At 68.9% G+C, this 21950-nt stretch carries 18 protein-coding genes and 3 tRNA genes; 3 read left to right on the forward strand and 18 right to left on the reverse strand.

Annotated elements, in window-relative coordinates; genetic code table 11:
• The first annotated feature begins 1 nt into the window (after window position 1).
• The 3 genes from JR065_RS12415 (at window position 2) to JR065_RS12425 (ending at window position 523) form a co-directional block, all read left to right on the forward strand.
• A tRNA-Gly gene (locus JR065_RS12415) sits at window positions 2-77 on the forward strand.
• Between the two features lie 216 nt (window positions 78-293).
• Window positions 294-369: transfer RNA gene (locus JR065_RS12420), tRNA-Gly, on the forward strand.
• 80 nt (window positions 370-449) lie between these two features.
• A tRNA-Cys gene (locus JR065_RS12425) sits at window positions 450-523 on the forward strand.
• 271 nt (window positions 524-794) lie between these two features.
• Here JR065_RS12425 and pgsA read toward each other — a convergent pair.
• The 18 genes from pgsA to JR065_RS12515 all read right to left on the reverse strand — a co-directional run bounded on the left by pgsA (window position 795) and on the right by JR065_RS12515 (window position 21260).
• The gene (pgsA, locus tag JR065_RS12430) at window positions 795-1433 is read right to left on the reverse strand and encodes a CDP-diacylglycerol--glycerol-3-phosphate 3-phosphatidyltransferase (RefSeq protein ID WP_206234545.1); all 639 of its coding nucleotides are present in this window, start codon (window positions 1431-1433) and stop codon (window positions 795-797) included.
• Between the two features lie 9 nt (window positions 1434-1442).
• The gene (uvrC, locus tag JR065_RS12435; protein WP_206234546.1) at window positions 1443-3287 is read right to left on the reverse strand and encodes an excinuclease ABC subunit UvrC; all 1845 of its coding nucleotides are present in this window, start codon (window positions 3285-3287) and stop codon (window positions 1443-1445) included.
• Window positions 3284-4705: a hypothetical protein gene (locus JR065_RS12440; protein ID WP_206234547.1), complete on the reverse strand. Its 1422-nt coding sequence runs from the start codon at window positions 4703-4705 to the stop codon at window positions 3284-3286. Before JR065_RS12440 ends, uvrC begins: the two co-directional genes overlap by 4 nt.
• On the reverse strand, window positions 4702-5190 hold the full coding sequence (locus JR065_RS12445) for a low molecular weight protein-tyrosine-phosphatase (protein WP_206234548.1): 489 nt from the start codon (window positions 5188-5190) through the stop codon (window positions 4702-4704). The genes JR065_RS12440 and JR065_RS12445 overlap by 4 nt, the downstream gene beginning before the upstream one ends.
• The gene (gene kdsB, locus JR065_RS12450; RefSeq protein WP_206234549.1) at window positions 5187-5954 is read right to left on the reverse strand and encodes a 3-deoxy-manno-octulosonate cytidylyltransferase; all 768 of its coding nucleotides are present in this window, start codon (window positions 5952-5954) and stop codon (window positions 5187-5189) included. The genes JR065_RS12445 and kdsB overlap by 4 nt, the downstream gene beginning before the upstream one ends.
• Window positions 5955-6386: 432 nt before the next feature.
• Complete coding sequence (locus JR065_RS12455; protein ID WP_241093592.1) at window positions 6387-7415, reverse strand: TraB/GumN family protein; 1029 nt, start codon at window positions 7413-7415, stop codon at window positions 6387-6389.
• Window positions 7416-7472: 57 nt separating this feature from the next.
• Window positions 7473-7943, reverse strand: a complete 471-nt coding sequence (locus JR065_RS12460) for a cupin domain-containing protein (protein WP_206234550.1) — start codon at window positions 7941-7943, stop codon at window positions 7473-7475.
• 222 nt (window positions 7944-8165) lie between these two features.
• Complete coding sequence (locus tag JR065_RS12465; RefSeq protein ID WP_206234551.1) at window positions 8166-8969, reverse strand: WecB/TagA/CpsF family glycosyltransferase; 804 nt, start codon at window positions 8967-8969, stop codon at window positions 8166-8168.
• On the reverse strand, window positions 8956-9750 hold the full coding sequence (locus tag JR065_RS12470; protein WP_206234552.1) for a polysaccharide pyruvyl transferase family protein: 795 nt from the start codon (window positions 9748-9750) through the stop codon (window positions 8956-8958). Before JR065_RS12470 ends, JR065_RS12465 begins: the two co-directional genes overlap by 14 nt.
• A gap of 53 nt (window positions 9751-9803) precedes the next feature.
• On the reverse strand, window positions 9804-10982 hold the full coding sequence (locus JR065_RS12475; RefSeq protein WP_206234650.1) for a glycosyltransferase family 1 protein: 1179 nt from the start codon (window positions 10980-10982) through the stop codon (window positions 9804-9806).
• 64 nt (window positions 10983-11046) lie between these two features.
• The gene (locus JR065_RS12480; protein WP_206234553.1) at window positions 11047-12531 is read right to left on the reverse strand and encodes a lipopolysaccharide biosynthesis protein; all 1485 of its coding nucleotides are present in this window, start codon (window positions 12529-12531) and stop codon (window positions 11047-11049) included.
• 11 nt (window positions 12532-12542) lie between these two features.
• On the reverse strand, window positions 12543-13592 hold the full coding sequence (locus JR065_RS12485; RefSeq protein WP_206234554.1) for a glycosyltransferase: 1050 nt from the start codon (window positions 13590-13592) through the stop codon (window positions 12543-12545).
• A complete protein-coding gene (locus tag JR065_RS12490; protein ID WP_206234556.1) occupies window positions 13589-14722 on the reverse strand; it encodes a glycosyltransferase family 4 protein in 1134 nt (377 codons plus the stop codon). The genes JR065_RS12485 and JR065_RS12490 overlap by 4 nt, the downstream gene beginning before the upstream one ends.
• Window positions 14723-14768: 46 nt before the next feature.
• The gene (locus JR065_RS12495; protein WP_206234557.1) at window positions 14769-15860 is read right to left on the reverse strand and encodes an acyltransferase family protein; all 1092 of its coding nucleotides are present in this window, start codon (window positions 15858-15860) and stop codon (window positions 14769-14771) included.
• A complete protein-coding gene (locus JR065_RS12500) occupies window positions 15857-17140 on the reverse strand; it encodes a polysaccharide biosynthesis protein GumE (protein ID WP_241093599.1) in 1284 nt (427 codons plus the stop codon). The genes JR065_RS12495 and JR065_RS12500 overlap by 4 nt, the downstream gene beginning before the upstream one ends.
• A gap of 235 nt (window positions 17141-17375) precedes the next feature.
• On the reverse strand, window positions 17376-18836 hold the full coding sequence (locus JR065_RS12505; RefSeq protein WP_206234558.1) for an undecaprenyl-phosphate glucose phosphotransferase: 1461 nt from the start codon (window positions 18834-18836) through the stop codon (window positions 17376-17378).
• A gap of 316 nt (window positions 18837-19152) precedes the next feature.
• Window positions 19153-20580 carry a GumC family protein gene (locus JR065_RS12510; protein WP_429001864.1) on the reverse strand — a complete coding sequence of 476 codons (1428 nt, stop codon included), beginning with the start codon at window positions 20578-20580 and terminating at the stop codon, window positions 19153-19155.
• Entirely contained in the window at window positions 20562-21260 is a 699-nt protein-coding gene (locus JR065_RS12515) for a polysaccharide biosynthesis/export family protein (protein ID WP_206234560.1), read from the reverse strand. The genes JR065_RS12510 and JR065_RS12515 overlap by 19 nt, the downstream gene beginning before the upstream one ends.
• Window positions 21261-21950: the final 690 nt, after the last annotated feature.

Consider the following 21950-nt stretch of genomic DNA (forward strand, 5'->3'; position numbering starts at 1 on the left):
AGCGGGAATAGCTCAGTTGGTAGAGCGCAACCTTGCCAAGGTTGAGGTCGCGAGTTCGAGTCTCGTTTCCCGCTCCAAGATCCGCCGGCGCCTCGGTGCCGCAACGAAAAAGGTCCCTCGCGGGGCCTTTTTTGTTGCCTGAACGCCGGCCAGCGCAGGCGGTGCGGATGCGCTTGCAGGCGTCGGATGCCGACGCCGACGGTCAGGCGCGCGGGTTGCGTGCAGCGGCGTGAAAATTTGTCTGCGAAGGCTGGTACAACGCCCGCGGTGGCTGTAGAATGCCGGGCTCCCAAGCGGGAATAGCTCAGTTGGTAGAGCGCAACCTTGCCAAGGTTGAGGTCGCGAGTTCGAGTCTCGTTTCCCGCTCCAGGTTTCGACAAGGCCCCGTCTGCGGGGCTTTGTTTTGTCGGCTACCGCCACCGGCGGTTTCCGCTAGAATTCAGTCCACCGGCCTGGTGGCAGAGTGGTTATGCAGCGGACTGCAAATCCGCGTACGCCGGTTCAATTCCGACCCAGGCCTCCAAATGCAGCAGTGAACGCGACGCCCGGTGGATCCGTATCCGCCGGGCGTTTTGCATATGCGCCGTGCCGAAGTGCTTCGCCCGGCCCGATCCGGGTTTGCGGTTTGCGGTTTGCGGTTTGCGGCAGCATGGCTCTTCTCCGCGGCTCGGCGGCGGCAGCTGCCAGCTGTTGCCGAATCTGCGCTGCACGCGGCTGATGGCAGGCCGGCGTATCCCTTCCTGGATCTCGTGAACTGTGGGTGTTCCGGCAGCCGGAGGCTGCGGGTGCCGGGCTCAGCCGCTACCGTTGCCTTCGGCTTTCTTCGGATTCTTTTCCGCCGCCGCGCGCTCGTCCGCGCGCAGGCTCGGCCACGCCGCGTGCAGGTACTGGATGCCCGACAGCAGGGTCAGGATCGAGGCGATCGCCAGGGTCCAGTCGCCGACGTGGAAGATGAACCGGCCCATCCACACGCTCTCCGGCGGCGAGCCGTCGGGCATCACCGAGTACAGCAGGCACAGCAGCGCCACCATCTGCGCGGTGGTCTTGATCTTGCCGATCATCGCCACCCGCACCTTGGCGCGCTGGCCGATCTCGGCCATCCATTCGCGCAGCGCCGACACCGCGATCTCGCGGCCGACGATCACCGCGGCCCAGAACGCCATCCACGGCGTCGGATGGCCCTGCACGATCAGGAACAGCGCCACCGCCACCATCAGCTTGTCGGCGACCGGATCGAGGAACGCGCCGAACGCCGAATACTGGTGGTAGCGGCGCGCGACCCAGCCATCGAGCCAGTCGGTGAACGCGGCCAGGCCGAAGATCGCCGCCGAGGCGAAGTTGGTCCACGTGTACGGCAGGTAGAACACCAGCACCAGCACGGGAATCATCACGATCCGCAGCAGCGTGAGCCAGGTGGGGATGGTCAACTTCATTACGCTGCTCTACTCGCCTGCCGGATCGGGCGCCGGCAGCCCGTGCAGGTTAGCGTAGATTCGCGCGGCGAGCGCGGCATTGACCCCTTCCACGCGCGCGATTTCCGCTTCGCCCGCGGCCTTGAGCCCGGCCAGCCCGCCGAAGTGTTTGAGCAGGCTGGCGCGGCGCCGCGGACCGATGCCGGGGATGTCTTCCAGCTTGCTGGTCATGCGCGCTTTCTGGCGCCGGCCGCGGTGTCCGGTGATCGCGAAACGGTGCGCCTCGTCACGCACCTGCTGGATGAATTGCAACGCCGGCGACGCCGCGCCCGGACGCAGCTCGCGCCCGTCCGGCATCACCAGCGTCTCGTGCCCGGCGCGACGCTCCTCGCCCTTGGCCACGCCGATCACCACCACGCCTTCCACCGCCAGGTCGGCCAGCGCGGCATTGGCCTGCGCCAGCTGCCCGGCGCCGCCGTCGATCAGCAGCACGTCCGGCAGCACGCCGCCCTCCTCCACCGCGCGGCGGAAGCGGCGCTCGATCGCCTGGCGCATCGCCGCATAGTCGTCGCCCGGCTCGATGCCGCTGATGTTGTAGCGCCGGTACTGGCTGCGCACCGGGCCGCTGGCGTCGAACACCACGCACGAGGCCACCGTCGCCTCGCCCATCGTATGGCTGATGTCGAAGCACTCCACGCGCTTGACCGGCTCGGCCAGGCCCAGCATCTCGCGCAGCGCCTCGCTGCGCGCGTGCTGCGCGCTGCGGCTGCTCAGCTCGCTGACCAGGGTCGCCTGCGCGTTGCGGCTGGCCAGTTCCAGGTAGCCGGCGCGTTCGCCGCGCACGCTCCATCTCAGCTGCACCTTGCGCTCGGCGGCCGAGCTCAGCGCCGCCTCGATCAGCTCCGCATCGGCGATTTCGCGGTCCAGCAGCACCTCGCGCGGCGGCGGCTGTTCGGCGTAGTACTGCGAGACGAACGCGCCAAGCACTTCGGCGGCGCTGTCCTCGCCGTTGGTCTTAGGGAAGAACGCGCGGGTGCCGAGGTTGCGGCCGTCGCGGAACGCGAGCAGCAGCACGCAGGCGTTGGCGCCCTGCATCGCGCAGGCGAGCACGTCCAGGTCGGCGGCGCGGCCGTCCACGTACTGCCGGCTCTGCATGCTGCGCAGCGAACCGAGCAGGTCGCGCAGGCGCGCGGCGCGCTCGAACTCCAGCTGTTCGCTGGCCGTCTGCATCGCCTGCACCAGTTCCTCGCCGAGCTGGTCGCTGCGTCCGTCCAGGAACATCGTCGCGCGGCGCACCGATTCGGCGTATTCGTCCGCCTCCACCAGCGCCACGCACGGCGCGCTGCAGCGCCCGATCTGGTACTGCAGGCACGGCCGCGAGCGGTTGCGGAACACGCTGTCCTCGCAGCTGCGCAGCTTGAACAGCTTGTGCATCAGGTTCATCGTCTCGCGCACCGCGGTCACCCCGGGGTACGGCCCGAAGTAGCGCCCGGGCACCGCGCGCGGGCCGCGGTGCAGCGCGATGCGCGGCCATTGCTCGCGGGTCAGCAGCACGTACGGATAGCTCTTGTCGTCGCGCAGCGACACGTTGTAGCGCGGCGCCAGCGACTTGATCAGCTGGTTTTCCAGCAGCAGCGCCTCGCCCTCGCTGCGGGTGACGGTGACGTCCATGCGCGCGACCTGCGCCAGCATCGCCATGGTCCGCGCGTTCTTCGGCGAGGCGCTGAAATAGCTGGACACTCGCTTGCGCAGCGCGCCGGCCTTGCCGACGTAGAGCAAGGTGTCGTCGGCCGCGTACATGCGGTAGACGCCTGGCGCGGTGCTGAGATTGGCGGCAAAGGCCTTGCCGTCGAACGGGGCTTGCGACGCGGTCATTCGCTGATCGGCACGTCGCTCAGTTCGCCGCTGGCGATGTCGTAGCGCAGCACCGCATGCGCGTCGGTCTCGGCGATCCACACCGTCCCCGCCGTCACCGCCAGCCCGGCCGGGCCGTGCAGGCGCCGCGGCAGGGCCACGGTCGACAGTTCGCCGCCGCCCAGGCGCAGGCTGCGCAGGCTGCCGTTGCCGCTGTCGGCGATCCACAGCAGCGGCGACTCCGGGCTCAGCGCGATCGCCTGCGGAAACTGCAGGCGCGCGCGGCTGCGCGGGCCGTCTTCGCTGCCGAACTCCCAGGTGCCCTGGCCGCCGAGCAGGGTCTGCACCAGGTCGCCGCGCAGCTGCATCGAGCGCACCGCCGAGCCCAGCGCGTCGCACACGTAGAGCACCTGCTGCACCGCGGCCAGGCTGGCCGGCTGCGCGAACGCGGCCAGGTGGCCGCTGCCGTCGCGCACTTCCAGCGCGCCGGCGCCGGCGCGCCAGCGCAGCGTGCGGCTGCCCAGCTCGTAGCTCCAGATGCGGTTGTCGCCGGCCATGGCGATGTGCACCTGGTTGTCGGCGACCACCACGTCCTGCGGCTGATTCAGCGGCGCCAGCCGCACCTGCTCCACCGGCCCTTCGACCGGCTCGCCGGCGCGGCCGTTGCCGCACAGGGTGTCGACATGGCCGCTGAGCAGGTTGATCCGGCGCAACGCGTGGTTGCCGGTGTCGGCCACGTACAGCACGCCGCGTTCGACGGCCAGCCCGCGCGGGCGGTGGAACGCCGCCTCGCCGGTGCCGCCGTCGATGAAATCGGCGGTGCCCAGGCCGAACTGGCGCAGCACGCGGCCGCCGCTGGTGCACTCGAGGATGCGGTGATGGCCGCTGTCGGCGATGTACAGGCGGTCGTCGGCGACCGCCAGCCCGGTGGGAAAGCGCAGGGTCAGCCGCGGCTCCGGGTTGGATTCGCGGATGTGGCGAAGGTCCTCGTCGAGCGGCGGCGGCTGGCCTTCGCACAGCGCATTCAGCGCCTTTTCCAGGTCCGCTCCGCCGACCCCGACCAGGCGCCCGCGCTCGTAGCCGCCGGCGTCGATCAGCACCAGCGTCGGCCAGGCGCTCACGCCGAAGCGCTGCCAGGCGGCCCAGTCGGCGTCGAGCAGGATCGGGGCCGACACGCCCTGGCTGCGCAGCAGCTTCAATGCGCGCTGCGGGTCGCGCTCGCTGTCGAAGCGCGGCACCTGCACCACGATCAGCTGCAACTTCCCCGGATTGCGCGCCTGCCACTGGCTGAGCTCGGCCAGGCGTTGCGCGCACCACACCGAGGCGCCGTTGACGAAGGCCAGCACCAGGGCGCGGCCCTGGTGCTCGCGCAAGGTCAGCGGCGGGGCATTGAGCCAGGCGCAGGTCGGCGGCAGTTCCATCGCGGCGATCGAGTTCATGGGCCGATTATGCCGGAGACGCCGTGTGCGGACAGTCGCGCGACGCTGGCGGCGGCGGCTTTGTCCACCAGCCGCCACACTTCCTCGAAATGGTCGCTGCCGCCGGTATAGGGGTCGGGGATCTCGGCCGCCTCCTCCAGCCCGGCCCACGGCAGCCACAGCGCCAGGCGCCCGTGCGCCGCGGACGGCGCCAGCTGGCGCGCGTCGCGCAGATTGGCCGCATCGGCGCACAGCACCCAGTCGAACGCGGCGAAGTCGTCCACGCGCAGCTGCCGCGCGCGCAGCCTGGCGATGTCGACCCCGTGGCCGCGCGCGCAGGCGATCGCGCGCCGGTCCGGCGGTTCGCCGGCATGCCAGCCGCCGGTGCCCGCCGAGTCGACTTGCACCTGCCCGGCCAGCGGCGAACGTTGCAGATGGTGGCGCAGCGCCCCTTCGGCCATCGGCGAGCGGCAGATGTTGCCCAGGCACACGAGCAACAGCTTCATGCGCGCGCCTGCAGCCGCGCTTCGGCGCGCGTCAGGTCTTCCGGGGTGTCCACGCCCGGCGGGAACGGCGACGGCGACAGCGCCACCGCGATGCGGAAACCCGCCTCCATCACCCGCAGCTGCTCCAGCGACTCGATCTGTTCCAGTTGCCCCGGCGGCATCGCCGCGAAGCGGCGCAGGAAACCCGCGCGGTAGGCGTAGATGCCGATGTGCCGCAGCCACGGGCCCGGCGGCAGCTGCTCGCGCGAGGCGGCGAACGCGTCGCGATGCCACGGGATCGGGGCGCGGCTGAAATACAGGGCGTCGCCCGGCGCGCTGCGCACCAGCTTGACCACGTTCGGATCGAACAGGGTCTGCGCGGACTCCACCGGCGTGGCCAGCGTCGCCATCTCCGCGCCGCTGTCGGCCAGTGTCGTCGCCACCGCGCGGATGCCGTCGGCGGGCGCGAACGGCTCGTCGCCCTGCAGGTTCACCACCACGGTGTCGTCCGCCCAGCCGGCGATGTCGGCGCATTCGGCCAGCCGGTCGGTGCCCGACGCATGCGCCGGCGAGGTCAGCGCGACCTGCACGCCGTCCAGGCCCGACACCGCCTCGGCGATGCGCGCGTCGTCGGCCGCCACCCACACCTCGCGCGCGCCGGCCTGCAGCGCGCGCCGCGCCACGTGCAGCACCAGCGGCTCGCCGCCGAGCAGGCGCAGCGGCTTGCCGGGCAGCCGCGACGCGGCGTAGCGCGCGGGGATGGCGACGATGAACGGCGCCGTCATGCGCGCGCTCCGGCTGGCATGGCTGGACCGAGCGCTTCACAGGATAGGAACATGGATGATCGTCACTCCGGCTGATTGAAGGGTGGTACCGGCCAAGAAACCACGTGGCCTGGGCGCTGGCCGTCGAGCGCGCCTCGCGGACACCGCCGCGACTGTCTGCGGCCGTCTCCCCTACATTCTATAGACGGCCCGGCTGCAGCTGCGCCAACGCACCTGTTCGTCCGCGATGCGTCGGGGCGGCCGGCGCCGGCCACCCCGGCAGCACGACTGCAGTATCTGCGTGTGCCTACCACAGTCGTGCATGTGGCCATGTGGCCCACCGGCGACGCATCGTGCTCGCCGCCGCGCGATAAAACGGGCTTGCCCGGCCGTAGCGATCTCGAACGGAACGACGACGCGCCGACGACCGGCGCGGCGACAGCGCCCGACCGCTCAGGGCGCCTGCACCTCGTAGCCGCGTGCGCGCAGCCGGTCCAGCGGCCCGCCGGGTTCCTGCAGGGTCTGCATCGACAGCGACGCGAACGTGGAGCGGTTCTTGGCCAGTGCCTGCTCGGCGCTGGCCAGCCATTTTTCCAGCGCGCGCTGGCGCACGTCGCCCAGGCCGAACTTGCGCGCCACGCCGGCCTCGCCGATCGCGTCGAAGCAGATCCGGTACTGGTCGTTGCTGGGCAGCGCCGCCAGCGCATCCAGGTCTCCTGTCGCCCAGGCATTGGCGCGCCGGCGCATCGCGTCGAGGTCGCTGCCGATGACCTGCAATGTGCGCGCGAAGCAGGCGCCGTCGTCCAGCGCCGACGTGCGCAGCTCCCGCAGCGCGGCCTTCGGGTCGGCGATCTTCAACGCCACCACCACCGGCGTGATCGGTACCCTGCCGCGCTTGGCCGCGCGTTCGATCACCGGCTGGGTCACGCTGCGCCGGGTCAGGCCGGCGCGGCGCATCGCCGCTTCGTACAGAGCCTGCGCGGCGAATACCGGACGCCACGCCTCGACGCTGCGGTCGTTGCCCAGATACTGCGCCTTCAACGGCAGCCAGGCGGCGTACTGCGCCGGCGCCACCGTCTGCTGCAGGGTCTTTCCGTCAGGATTGCGGCGCGCCTTCAGCGCCGAAGGCAGCAGCATCAGGTTGCCCAGCATGCTGCGGCCGGTGCTGAGATCCAGCGAGGGCTCGTCGAGCACCTGCTGCGACGAGGCGATCACCTGTTCCACTTCGGCCGATTCCCACTGCATGCGCTTGGGCAGTGGCGACAGCGTGCCCAGGATCCACAGCACGTGGTCGCCGCGCCGCACCTGCCACAGTCCGGGGCCGGGCTGGCGACCGCTGACCAGCACCGCATCCAGGTCCACCACCGCCGGGGCGGCGGGTACCGGCGGCGGTGCCGCGGTTGCGGCGCAGGGTGCCGCGGCGAGCAGCGCCGCCAGCAGCCACGCGCTGCGCATGTTCGTCCTGCCTGTGCTCGCCTGCATGATCCGCTCCGCCGATTTCCTCGCGACGATACGCAGGCCGCCCGCGCGGCGACAGTGTCATTGGTCCAGTGGCGGCAACTGCTTGGCCAACGGATGCGTGTCGTTCAGCAGCTCGAAGCCGTCCCAGACGAATCCGGGGGCGACGTCGCAACGCACCAGGCTGTAGTCGCCCAGCGGCCGCGCCGCCTGCCAGGTGCCGGCCGGGATCACCAGCGCCGCCGCGCCACCGCGCGCGCTGGCGTCCAGCCGCTGCCGCCGCAGGCCCTGCTGCGCATCGAAGCTCAGCAGTTCCAGCGCGTCCCCCTCCTCCCAGTGCCAGGTCTCGTCGGCGTCGATCCGGTGCCAGGCGCTGCATTCGCCACGCAGCAGCAGGAAGCGGATGGCGGTGCCCGCCGCACGCGCCACGCCGGCGTGAACCACCTCCACCGCGGACGTGTGGACGCGTACGTAGTGGCCGCCTTCCGGATGCGGAAGCAGCGCCAGGTCGCGCTGCAGGTCGGCGATGCGCTGTGCGGAATGATCGGACATGTGGCCGCCAGTCTAAGCCGGGTCGACGCTGCCGGAACAGGCCAGGGGCAGGCGGTCGGCGCCGCCATTGCGATGCGCATGGACGCCATGCATCGCCGCGCGCTGCCTAGGGCCGTAGCGAAGCCTGGACACGTCGCCGAAGCGGCTTGCGCGAGCGGCGAAGGCCGCCGACGCCGCGCGCCTGTTGGCGATGCCCGGGCAGCAACGCGCGGCCGGCCGCGGTCAACGGCCGTGCGGGCCGCCGGCCGCCGTGGTCGCATCCATCGGCGGATCCAGGCGCCGCCCGGCGCGCAGGCATACCGCGAAGAACACCAGCAGGTCCCAGCTGTAGCGCTTGAGCAGCCGGCGCGGTTCGCGAAGCAGGCGGTACATCCACTCCAGATGCAGCCGGCGCACCCAGTCCGGCGCGCGCTTGGCGTTGCCGGAAAGGAAATCCAGCAGCGCGCCCACGCCGAACAGCAGCGGCGCGCGCAACTGCGCGGCATGGTCGAGAATCCAGGTTTCCTGCAGCGGGTTGCCGAACGCCACCAGCACCACGTCGGCGCCGCTGTCATTGATCCGCTGCGTCAACGCGTCGCCGGCCGCGGCGAACTCGCCATAGCCGTCGCACAGACCGACCACCTGCTGGCCGAGATCCCGGGTCAACGCGGCGCCGGCCTGCTGCGCCACGCCGGGGCGGCCGCCGAGCAGGAAGAACCGCAGCGGACGCCGGCTGTGCCGGCACAGGTAGGGAATCAGGTCGGTGCCGTTGAGATTGCCGGCGAAGCGGCGGCCATGCACCAGCAGCGCGCCCAGGTCCATGCCGATGCCGTCGTTGACGATGCGCACCCCCGGCGCGCGCAAGCGCGCGCGCAGCAGCTGGCACTGCACGACGAAGTTGGTGTTGGCGAAGAACACCTGGCGCTGTTCGCCGCGCGCCTGCGCCTGGAACAGCGCGTGCGCGAACGCCGCCTCGGTGGTCCGCAGGATCGGATAACCGCCGAGCGCGATCACCTCGCCGGCATCGCGCGCCTCACCAGAGTTCATGCGGAAAGCTCTCCAGAAGTCCGCGTTGCAATCCGGCCAGATCGAACTCGCCGTTGCCGCCCAGTTCCAGGCATTCCTCCACGCTATGCCCGGCGTGCCACTGCTGGCGGCCGGTGCCGTGGTAGTAGTCGTCGTACTTGAAGCGCTCCTCGCCGTTGCCCCAGTCCAGGTAGACCGCCGGGATGCCGTAGGCTTCGGCCAGGATCAGGCCGTGCAGCGAACTGGAGACGATCATCTGCGCCGACAGCAGCTGGCGCACGAAGGTCGCCGGCTTGCAGTTGGGGAAGATCAGGTGATCGGAAAAGGCCTGGTACTTGCTGGCCGGCTCATTGAAATGCGGAATCACCGCGAACGGGCGCGACGGCCCGGGCTGCAGCGCCTGGCGCGGGAAGAAAAGCGGCATCAGCAGGCCCGGATCGCCGTAGACCTCGGGCACCGTGATGCCGCGCGCCTGCAGGAACTGGCGCGTCTTCGGCCCGCGCACCGCGCGCACGTCCAGCTGCTCGAAACGGTGCCGGTCGGCCGGAATCTTGCCGTTGATGCCGCTGCCCCAGACCACGTCGCCGCTGCGCGCGAAATGCAGCACCGAGCCGATCGCGATCAGGCGCTGGCGCTTGTCGCGCTTGTCGATCAGCGCACGATCGCGCAGCGACAGCACGTTGCCGACGATGACCTTGGAAAGGTGGTCGCCGATGTTGACCTCGCCGTTCTTGGGCTGCCACCAGTACAGCGCGCGGCGCTCCTCACGTTCGATCCATTTTTCCAGCAGCGTGGCGGGCATGGGGGAAATCCTCGGAAAAAGTGGGGGCGGCGGAGCAGCTCCGCCGGGTGAAGTCAGTAGGCCGCGGCGGTGCCGGCGGTGGCGTCCGGATACAGGCGGGTCTCCGGGTACGCCGCCGGATCGAGCACCCGGTCGGTGGTCTCCGCCCAGCTCAGGCATTGCCGATAGCGTATCCGCGGCGCCTGCAGCGCCTTGCCGATCGCCGCGACGATCGACGCCTCGTCCCCGGGCGTGTAGCCGAAACGCGCCTGGTAGGTGCCGACCACCGCGTTCGGGCACACCGCCGGCAGGCCGAAGAAATCGTACTGCAGCAGCTTCATCGAACTGTCCGCCAGGTAGGCCGGCACCTGCTCGGAGGCGTACGGTGCGATGCCGAACCGCGCATGCTTGATGTAGCGGATGGTCTCGGCGTGCTTCATCTCGCCGTAGACGACGACGTTGTCGCCATAACCGGGCGCGCGCCCCATGCCCGAGCCGATCACGTGGAAGGTGACCTGCGGGAACGCGCGGCTGGCGGTGACGAAGAACTCCGGATCGAACAGCATCGAGCCCACCGCCACCGCATGGATGCCCTCACCGTACGGCGAAGGATCGCCGAGCGTCTCCAGATTGTGATCCACGCCGTGCCCGACGTGGAACAGGTTGTGGCGGCTGGAGATCTCGTCGGCCATCGCCGGCGACACCAGCGCGATCACGTCCAGGCTGGGCGCCACCCGGTCGAAGGTGCGCTCGATGTAGTCGGCGACATTGATCGTGCTCAGGCCGTCGGAGGCGCGGTAGACCTTGCGCGCGGTCGGATTGACCTGCCCCGCCAGCTCGATGAACGCCACGGCGATGCCGCTTTCGAACACGATCACGTCCGCCTCCTGCATCCAGCGGATCAGCGTGGCCGGCGGCTTGGCCGCGTACAGCTTGAACATCAGGTCCTCGAGCGGGCGCAGCCAGCGCCGGCGCGTATTGAACGGATGCAGCGGCGCGCGCCACAAGTAGCAGTCCACGCCGTTGTGCCGCACCACCGTGTTGGCGGTGGCGTCCAGCGGCAGGCGCAGGTCGCCCTTGAGCCGCGACAGCAGGCTGTAGCGCAACGAGAAGAAGCGCGTGGTGCCGCGCTTGGCCAGTTCGTCGGTGATGAAGTGGATGTTGGCGCGGCGCGGCGTGCGGTAGTCGTGCGCGGACAGCACCAGATAGCACGGCGGCCGGCCGGCCAGGGCCGCTGCCGGGGCCGCGGCGATCGCCGCCGATTCGGATGGATCGCTCATGCCATCGTTCCTTTGCAAAGGGGGTCGGGATACGGGTTCATCGCTTGGCCTTGACCTCGCGCAGCAGCTTGCGGATGTTGACGATCGCCATCACGTCGCGGCGGAACGCCGGCCACAGCGCGAACGCCAGCAGGAAACTCAGCAGCATCGCCGCGCTGCCCACGGCCAGTTGCTGCCACAGCGATGCGCCGCCCCACTGCCGCGAGGCCAGCGCCGATGCCGCGCCGCACGCGCCATAGCCGACGATCGCGCGCAGGCCGTTGTTGAACAACGCCGCGGCCGGTGCGTCGGCGATCCGCCCGATCCACAGCAGCGACAACGGCCACAGCAGGACCAGCCCGAAGGTGTAGCCGATGGTCACCCCCATCACGCCCCACAGCGAACCGGCGAAGATGCAGGCGATCAGCAGCACCCGCCCGACCACCGAATACACCAGCTGCTGCCGCATCAGGCCGCGCGCCAGGAACACCCAGTAGGCCGCATAGGCCGCGGACTGGAAGATACCGCCGACCGTGAGCACCTGAAACAGCGGCACCGCCGGCCGCCACTGTTCGCCCAGCACCAGCACGATCAACGGCAGCGCCTGCGCGCAGGCGAACGCGAACATCGACACGATCACGTGCACCATCACCGTCTGCCCGCGCAGCAGGAACGCGCCGAAGCGCGGCGGGTCGTCCTGCAGCTGCGACAGCACCGGCAGCGCCACCGAGGTGGCCGGCGCGTTGATCTGGTTCAGCGGCATCATCAGCAACTGAAAGGCGCGGTTGTACAGGCCCAGCGCCTCGGCGCCGATACGGTGGCCGATGATGACCTGGCCGACATTGCGGCTGGCGTAGCCGAGCAGCTGCGCGGCCATCAGGTTCCAGCCGAAACTGAGGAAGGCGCGCATCGGCGCGTCGCGACGGTAGCCGCGCGGCAACCAGCGTGCGCAGATGCCCGCGATCAGCAGGTTCACCAGCGCCTGCACCACCTGCTGCCACACCAGCGCCCAGTAGCCGTAGCCGGCCAGCGCCGCGGCCACGCCCGCCAGCAGGCCCATCACCTGCGCGCCGACGTCGCTCAGCGACAGCTGGCCGAAGCGCAGCCCGCGGCTCAGATGCGCGCGATACTGGGTGGTCATGCCGTTGAGCAGGAAAGTGACCGCCAGCGCCTGCGAAATCGCCACCAGCGCCGGCTCGCGATAGAAATGCGCGATCCACGACGAGGACAGGAACACCACCACCGCCAGCGCAAAGCCGATCCCACTGTTGATCCAGAACAGGTTGTCGCGCTGCTCGCGGCTGACATGCTTGGCCTGGATCGCCGCGGACGACAGGCCGAAGTCGCGCAGGATCTCGGCCACGCCGACGATCGCGGTGACCATCGCCATCAGGCCGTAGTCGTACGGCGTCAGCAATCGCGCCAGCAGCACGATGCCGCCGAACTGCACGATCATCTTCGCCAGCTGCCCGGCCATCGTCACCGCCGCGCCGCCCGCGGCGCGCGAGGCCAGGCTGCGTTCGGGCGGGGCGCTCCTGGGCATATCCGGAAGGCTCACGCGTGCGCCGCCACGCGCGCGCCAAGCGCCTGGAGGTAGCTGCCATAGTGCTGCAGACCGATCGCCGCCCAGTCGCGCCGCGACAGGTCCGGCGCCGCGTCGGCCGGCAGCTGCCGTGCCTGCGCGTGCGCCGCGGCCAGCTGCGCCGCATCCAGCTCGCCCCGGTACAGGATCACCCAGCCAGGGCCTACTTCGTCGGCGATCGCGGCGTTGGACTCGCTCCACGGCGCCAGCACCGGCCGCGCCAGCGACAACGCCAGCAGCAGCGTGCCGGAGTTGTGCATCTGCCGGTACGGCAGCACCACCAGTTCGGCCTCGCCGACCTCCTGCGCCAGCACTTCGTCCTCGACGTACTGCAAGCGCGCGCTGATCCGCGGATCCGCCGCGCATGCGCGCTCCACCACGTCGCGGATCTGCGGATTGATCGGGTTGCCGGCGATGCGCAGGCTCAGCGACGGGTCCGGCAGCGCGGCCATGGTCTCGACCAGCGTCTCTACGCCCTTGTACGGCCGCAGCAGGCCGAAATGCAGCAGCCGCCCAGGCACCCGCGGCGGTTGCCGCATCGCCGCGTACCAGTCGCGGTAGTGGCCGTGCAGGATGGTATCGGTCGCCGGCTCGCGCATCGGCGTGGTGCCGTTGATGCGGATCCAGCGCGTGGTCAGCCGATCGATCCAGCGCAGCAGCTGGCGCTCGCGCCAGCCCTTGTCCTCGTGCGGCGCGAAGTTGTGCAGCGTGCGCACCACCGGCGTGGCGGTGAGCTTGAGCCGCAGCAGCAGCAGCGCCATGCAGGCCTGCTTGGCCAGCGTGCCCAGGGGGCTGCGGTGGCGCACCAGGTATTCGGGCCAGTGCAGATGCAGGACGTCGTAGCGCGACAGCAGCGCGCTGCGCATCGAGAAGAAGCGCAGCTGGACCTGCTGCGGCAGCGCGGCGTACAGCTGGATCAGGTAGGGATTGGTGGTCGCCGTCGGCCGTTCGGTCGAGGTCAGCACCGTGATCGGCGGCCCGGGTACCCGGGCATCGCCGCTGCAGCGGGGTTCCGGCTTCATCGCCCCGCTCCGTCGCGCCCGAGCGCTGCGTGGTACTCGGCCACGTACGCATCCACCACCCGCCCCCAGTCGTGGCGCTGCGCGTAGTCCATCGCCGCCTGCCGCTGCGCGGCGTACGCGGGATCGACCGCCGCCGCATAGGCCGCCACCGCGGCGGCGGCCGCCTGCGTGTCGGCCGGATCCACCAGCACGCCCTGCTCCGACTCGCGCGCCAAGCGCGCGAACGGCGGGATGTTGCTCAGCACCGGCAGCAGCCCGGCACTCATCGCCTCGATCGCGGCGATGCCGAAGCCCTCGTGCCGCGACAGGCAGACGAAGAACTGCGCGCTGCCGAGCAGCTGCGCCAGCGCTTCCTGCGACGGCGCCACGCTGAGCTGCACGCGGTCCTGCAGGCCGCGTTCGGCGATCGCCTGGCGCAGGTCGCCCTCGCTGAAATCGTATTCGCGGCCGGCCACGATCAACCGCCACGCCGGGTCCTGCACGGCGAGCGCGCGCAACAGATCCAGCGTCTCCAGCAGGCCCTTGTTGATCGACCAGCGGCCGAAGTAGATCAGGGTGCGCCCGGGCGACGCGGCGCCCTGCCCGGCGAACTTCTGCACGTCCACGCCGTTCTCGATGACGCGCAGGCGCTGCGGCGCGACCACCGCCGAGAACAGGTCGCCGTCGTTTTCGCTGGTGGCGACGACGCGCGCATACGCCCACGCCGACGCGCGGGTCAGCGTCTTGAACCACAGCATCTTCAGCCGCGAGGCATAGGTGGTATGGAAGAAGCCGCCATGCGTGGAGACGATCATCGGCTTGCCGTGCAGCATCCGGGTCAGCGCCAGGTAGTCGTAGAAGAAATCGATGCCGTGCACGTGGATCAGGTCGGCCTCGCGCACCGCGCCGAGCACCGATGGCGCCAGCGGATAGCGCGACGAGCCGCGGTACGGCAGGCGCCGGATCGGCACGCCCTGGTGCTCGTCGAGCGCAGCCAGCCGCTCGTGCGCGCGGGTGAACACGCGGTCCAGCGTCACCACCTGCACCTGGTCGGCCCCTTGGCGCTGGTGCCGGCGGGCGATGTTCAGCACCACTTCTTCCATGCCGCCCACCGAAGGATGGAATTGGCGCACCACATGCACGACCTTCATCGCATCCCGCTCCTGCGCGGCCATCGCCGCGCTGCTGCCGTTACCATCAGATCGTCTTCCCCCGGGCCGCGGATCGGGCACCCAGGGACCAGGGTGCGAACCGCATCAACAGCATGCGCAGCGGCACGCTCGCCGCCAGCGCGAACGCCGACACGAACAACGCCCATCCCAGGCCGGGCTTGCCGCCGGGACCGAACCAGCCCAGCAGCGATGCCACGCCGGACAGCACGAAAAAGACCAGGATGTGCGTGCACAGGATCAGCAAGGTGTTGCGCCCGATCCACTGCACGCCGGGCCAACGCGCGATCAACCGCGCCGCGCACAGCGCCATCGCCGTGCCGAGCAGGCTGACCGCCAGGAACACCGCGCTGGACTGGCCGAACTGGAGCATGTTCACGTCGACCCGGCCGTTGCGCCAGGCCAGCACCAGCCACGGCAGTCCCAGTACCGCGATGCCGACCGCATTGCCGGCCGGCGTGGCCGGCAGCAACCAGCCGCGGCCGGCCAGCAACGCGCCGGCAGCGAAGAAGAACAGCGCGATCGGCAGCACGTCCAGCGCGAACGGCAGGCGCAGTTGCGCGCCGGGAAACCACTGCGCCCATGCCCAGGCCAACAGCAGCGTGCCGGCCGCCAGCACGACCGCGGCGATACGCCTGCGCAGATACAGATAGGCCAGCGTGGTGACGAACAGCGCCGGCAGGAACCACAGCGCCGGCTGCACATACAGGCGCGGACCGCTGCCGGTGACCAGCCCGAGCAACGGGTCCCACCACGGCAGGTCGCCCCAGCGCTGGGCCTTCTCGCCGATATGCCGGGTCAACAGCCAGTAGATGTAGCCGAGCACGAAGAAGCACAGGTAGGGCAGCAGCAGGGTCCGCGCCAGCTTGACCACGTCCACGCGCGCGCCCGCTGGCGCGCCGTAGGCCGCGGCCACCCATCCGGAGAGGACGAAGAACATCGGCACGTGGAAACTGTAGACCAGGATGGTGAAGGCTTGCGGGATGCCTTTGGCGTGGCCGAGCACCACCAGCACGATCGCGAGCGCCTTTGCCGCATCGATGCGCCCGTCGCGTTCGCGCACCGCCGCGACGGGCGACGCCGTGGACGTCGGACCCGGGTGACGCGTCAACGCGCTCATGCCAGCGCCGCCGGCGGCCGCCCGGGCGCGCCGTCCTCGTCTGCCGTTGTCGCTTGCAGCGCAAGCGCGCCGGCCTCGGGCGCGCGCAGCCGCGGCACCATCTGCCACAGGCAGCCGCAGGCGAACCACCACAGCGCCGCGGTCTTGATCGAGAAGTAGCCGTTGGACACCAGCAGGCTGAGCGCGAAGGCGAAGATCAGCAGGTTCTTGAACAGCTGGCCTTCGACCGTGCGCATCAGCATCAGGAACGAATACGCCAGCAGGAACGCCAGCACCATCACCACCGACTGCGACGAGATGAAATAGGCGATGCCGCTGTCGAAGTACTTGTACGGCGAATCGAAATCCAGGCCCAGCCATGCCTGCGTGCTCATCCGCCCGACCGAGTCGACCGTAAAGAAGATGCGGCCCGGCATCGTGTCCTCGTAGCTCTGGATTCCAGAAGCCCACACCAGCAACCAACCGCCGAGCAGCACGCCGAAGAAGATCAGGAACCCCAGGCGCTGGTCCATCCGCTGCAGCAGCGGGGTCATCAGCACCATCAGCACCACGGTGCCGGCCGCCAGGCGCCCGTCCGAGGCCACGATCAGGAACCCGATCATCAACACCGACGCGGCGATCGTGAGCGGCCGCAGCCAACGCCGGAACGTCAGCACGATCGCGGCGAAGAAGATGATGAAGTTGCCCATCGTCACCGGCTCGATGAACAGCGACGAGGCGCGCGGCAGGTTCGACGAGGGCAGGAAGTTGCGTGCCCCCGGCCGGGTGGCGCTGACGAACAGATTGCTGTCCGCGTTCCAGAAGCTCGCCGCGCTGGCGCCGCGCGCGTTGACGAAGTAGCTCTTCGGATTGACCACGTCACCATACAGCGTGGGCAGCGCCAGTTCGAACACCGCCACCAGCGACACGATCAGCGCCAGACGCACGAACAGCTTAGGCAGCGAGCCGGTGTAGGCCGCGCCCAGCACCAGGAACGCGAACGGAATCAGCGCGTCGCGGAAGAACTTCGGATCGATCTTCCATACCAGCAGCAACCGCACCAGCATCAACAGCACCAGCAACGCGATGCCGGTGAATATCATCGCGCTGCGGCGCCGGTCCAGCGACCACAGCCCGATCACGAAGCAGGCCGCATAGACCGCCAGTTCGGCCACATAGGTCATCGCCGGGCTGACGGTGAACACCGACGCGTTGACCAGCGCCAGCAGGAAGTTGTAGCCCACCGCGAACAGCAGCACCAGCTCGATCAGCAGGTTGCGGCGCCGTTCGCGCAGCGGCATCGGCGCGGCGGTCAGCACGGCGCGGCTCCGGCGGCGCAACCGCCAGCAGCGCCCTGCCGGCGCGCATCAGGCGTCGCGGGCGATCGCGCCGGAACGCGCCAGGCGCGCGCCTGGGCGGCTCGGGCCCGCGCGGCGCGCGGCGCCGGCAGCCCGATCTCCCCGGTGCCGGCGACAGCGACGACGACGCGTCGCCGGCACCGGGGACGGTCGGCTGGGTAACGGCACGTCGGGCGCATCAGTAGGCGGTCTTCTGCCCGAGCACCTTCACCGCGGTAAGCACGATGATGCGTATGTCCAGCCACAGCGACCAGCGGCGGATGTAGTCCAGGTCGTACTGGATACGCTTCTTCATCGTACGCAGCTCCGGCGTCTCGCCACGGAACCCGTTGACCTGGGCCCAGCCGGTGATGCCCGGCTTGACGTAGTGCCGCTGCATGTAGTGGTTGATCAGCTTTTCGTAGTGGGTGTTGTGCTGCGCCGCGTGCGGACGCGGGCCGACCACCGACATGCTGCCGCCGAGCACGTTGAACAGCTGCGGCAGCTCGTCCAGGCTGGTTCGGCGCAGGAACGCGCCGAACGGCGTGACCCGGCTGTCGCCGCGCTTGGCCTGCACCACCACGTCGCTGTGTTCCTGTTGCACGCGCATCGAACGGAACTTGTACATGTAGAACTCGCGGCCGCCCAGGCCGTGGCGGCGCTGGCGGAAGAACACCGGACCGGGCGAACTCAGCTTGACCCCGATGGCGATCGCCAGCATCACCGGCCACAGCATCAGCAGCGCGGCTAGCGCGACCAGCTTGTCCTGCAGCGCCTTGGCGACCAGGAAGTAGTTGTTGCGGTCCACGCCGCCCTGGCGCAGGTTGATCACCGGCACGTTGCCGATCTGGTCGCCGGACTGGTTGAGCATGCCGAAGTCGAACAGATCGGGGATCAGCCGGACCTGGATCGGATAGCGGTCCATCTGCTGCAGCAGTTGCTTGATGTGGTCGCGCTCGCCCAGCGGCAGCGAGATCCACACCTGCTCGACCTGGTTGTTGTTGAGGAACTCGATCAGCGACTCCGGCGTGCCGGGACCCAGGCACTGCAGCTTCTTCGGATGATCGGCCACCGACAGGTCGTAGTCGCTGCTGAAGTAGCCCATCATCTGCATGCCGACCCACGAGTTGCGGCTCAGGTAGTTGTGGATCTTGACCACCGGGTGGCGCAGGCCGACCACGACCACGCGCTGCACGTCCACGCCTTCGGAGCGCAGGTGGTTCAGCACCCCGCGCACCATCGTCCGCGACAGCAGCAGGATCGCCAGGCTGCTGGTGAACCACAGCCCGATCCACAGGCGCGAGACCTGCTGGCCGAACTGGATCACGAACGCATGCACCGCGAACAGCGCGAACACGCCGCTGCATGCCAGGCTCAGCACCATCATCTCGCGCAGCAGGCCGCGTCCGCGCCAGCTGCGATACAGCGGGAACAAGGCGAAGCAGATCACCGCGTACAACAAGGTGGTGCCGATCGCGACGCGGTACGACGCCTCGGGCATCCACGTGTTGAACAACAGGCGGTGGGTCACGAGCGCGGCCATGACGATGACCGTCAGGTCCGATACGCGCAACAGGATGTCCGCGGCGGCCGAGTACTTGGAAAGCAATCGGGGCGATGCGGTGGTGTAGGTGGCGCTGCTAAGGTCTGCCAAAAGCATGATCGGGATTCCTATCCAAACTCGGGTCGGTGGCGTGCGGGGGAACACGCGACGTATCCGGGCCTCGATTCATCTGACATGGACCGCTGCGGTGCCTTCCTCACCGACCCCAGGTCCACGTCAGCCCGTGTTACTTCAACAGAAGGACGACTTCGTACAAGCGAACGGAAAATAAAGGGTTGCCTCATTACTTAGCTGAACCACGTATCACCTCTCTGAAGGAATTGCTTAAGAAATAAGACTCTGTGCCGAGGTCGTCGCATGCGCCGCGACCCGGATCACGCCGCGTCGCATGCCCGCGCGCCACGCATCGCAGTCACGGTGCGGACGCAGCATGGGCTTCGCGCAGGAAATAGCGGATCAGCGCGATGGCGATCGCAGCGAACAGGCCGAACACGAACGCCAGCGCCAGGTTCAGCGGCAGCTTCGGCGAGCTCGGCTGGCTCGGCACATCGGCGCGATCGACGATCGACACATTGTTGGTACCGACGTTGCCGGCCACGCCGATCTCCTTGTAGCGCTGCAGCAGCGCGTCGTAGAGCTGGCGGTTGGTGTCGGCTTCGCGCTTGAGCATGTTGTAGCGGATGCTGCGCGACTGCAGGTCCAGTTCGTCGATCTTCAGGCTGGAGATGCGCTCGGACAGCATGGTCTCCTGCTGCCGTGCCGCTTCGTAGTCGTTCTTCAACGCGCCGCGGATGTTGGCCACTTCGTTGCCGATCTGGCGCTTGATCTCGTTGATCTGGTTCTGCAGGCGCTGCATCTCCGGATAGCCCGGCTGGAACGTGGCCAGCTTCTGCTGGTATTCCGAGGTCAGCTTGATCTGCTCCGAGCGCAGGGACTGGATCAGCGAATTGCTGATCACCTGCGGCAGGGCCATGCCGTCGCCGACGCCGGCCTGGCGCCAGGCCGACTCGGCCTTGATCCGCGCATCCTGGGCGGTGGCCAGCATCGCGTTGAGCTCGGACATGTTCTGCGTCGGCAGCGACGGCTTGTCCTCGCCCATCGACACGATCTGTTCCTTGCTCGAGTAATCGACCACGTTGCGCTCGGACTCCTCGACCCGGTCGCGCAGCTGCGCCAGACGCTCGGACAGGTACTTGGAGGCGAAGGCCGACGCCTGCAGGCGCCGTTCCTGTGTCGAAGCGATGAACATCTTGGCGTAGGTGTTGGAAATGCGCGTGGCCAGCACCGGATCGGGCGAATCGAAATTGATCCGCACCAGCCGCGAATCGCGTACCGGCTCGATCACCAGGCCGTCCAGCAGCGGGCCGATCAATGCGTTCTCGACCGCGGCGTTGCGCGCCTCGGTGCTGGGCGGTTTGCCGTCGCCGTTGCCGTTGAGCTTGTCCAGCGCGGCATCGGCCAGCGGCTTGAACGCCGGGTCCTGGGCCAGCTTGGCCTCGCGGATCACCGCGCGCGCCAGCGAGCGGCTGCCGAGCAGTTCGTACTGGGTCTGGTAGAAATCGCGGTCCTGCGGCGATTCCACCGGCATCAGGTTCTCGACGTTGGTGACGTTCAGCGCCTCGCGCTCGATCTGCAGCACGCTGGTGGCGCGGTACTTGGGCGTCATCAGCAGCGTTATCCCCAACGCCACGACCACTGCCGCAGCGGTGATGCCGATGATCAGCCAGCGCTGCCGGTTGAGCGCGTTCCAGTAGTCGAGCAGGCTGATGTCGGCCGGGCTCAACGGCGCGGAGGAAGGACGGGTATGCATCGTGGACGTACTCATCGGTAAGCCCGCCAGACCATGACGAACGGCGTAAGCTCGAGCACCGTGCGCAGCAGCAGGCGCGCGTCGGAACGGTAGACGACGATGATGTCGCCGCCGTAGACCTCCGGATCGGGCGATTCGCCCTGCTCGACGTCGTTCAGGTCGAAACGCGCCAGCATCTTCTGCCCGCCGATGTTGCGGAACACCACCACATTGCCGCGGCTGGCGACACCGCTCACGCCCTTGGCCTGCGCCAGCGCCTGTTGCAGGGTCAACGCCGGCCCGGCGATCGGGTAGATGCCGGGCTCGGAAACCGCGCCGGTCACGGTGACCCGGTTGCTGGTGAATTCCTGCACCAGCACCGACACCTGCGGATCCTGCAGGTAGCCGTTGCGGTAGCGTTCGGACAGTTGCTTCTCCAGCGCGTTGACGCCCAGGCCGGCGGCCTTGACGTCGCCGATCAGCGGCAGCGAGATGCGCCCGGCGTTGTCCACCCGGACCTGGCGTTCGAGGTCGTCGACCTGGAACACCTTGACCAGCAGCAGATCGCCCGGCCCGATCAGGTACTCGGGCTGGCCCATCGCGCCGGCCAGCGGATCGCCTGGCGGCAGCTCCTTCAGCATCTTGGGCCCGGGACTGCACGCGGACAGCAAGACCAGACAGGAGAGGGCCAGGCACGACGCCCAGTTGAACTTACCGAAAAACTTACCCATGCGCGATGCTCGTAATCTCTGTTGAGTGGTTTCGGATCGCCGCACTTCCACCGCCATCCCGTGATCCATCACCGGTCGGAGCGTGCCTGTGCAGTGTCATTTCCAGCCCTGGCGGTAGCGCCGGGGGGCCAACAGCGAAGCCTCGTGTTGCACCGCACTATGGCACAGGCACTTGGCGTCACCAATACGTCTACCGACATTTTCTTGACGCGATACCAGCCCGGTTCAAGTTCCTATCCACGTATTCAGCAATGTCATGACAACGTTGACATCTTGAGACGCTGTTCTACGGAGTATTAACGTGACATCCGTCAATTCCATGACGGGCCGGGGCCGCAATTAAATGCCGGATTCTTGTCTAACGTGACATGAATCACAGCATTTAGAAAGGCCCGGGATTGGGACAGGGAGTCCAGTTTGACCGCCGTGCGTGATGGATTTGTCTACGTGCTCACCCGTCGATTTAACGGTCGACTACACCCTCGTAGCCAGGGCCGGAGCGGCCCTTGCGCAGACCGCGACCCGAGCCAGGCGTCGCGCCCCCGGTCCCCGCATCGCAAAACCGAGCCGGTAGGAGCAAGTGGGAGTCCAGATGGAGCAAGCGGGAGTCCAGGCATAGAAGCCAGAGCGACGCGGCGCTGCGCGCGGCGTTGGCCGCGCAGGCTGCATCGATGCATCCCGGCGTGGCGG

Source organism: Xanthomonas sp. (assembly GCF_017163755.1).
Classification (GTDB): domain Bacteria; phylum Pseudomonadota; class Gammaproteobacteria; order Xanthomonadales; family Xanthomonadaceae; genus Xanthomonas_A.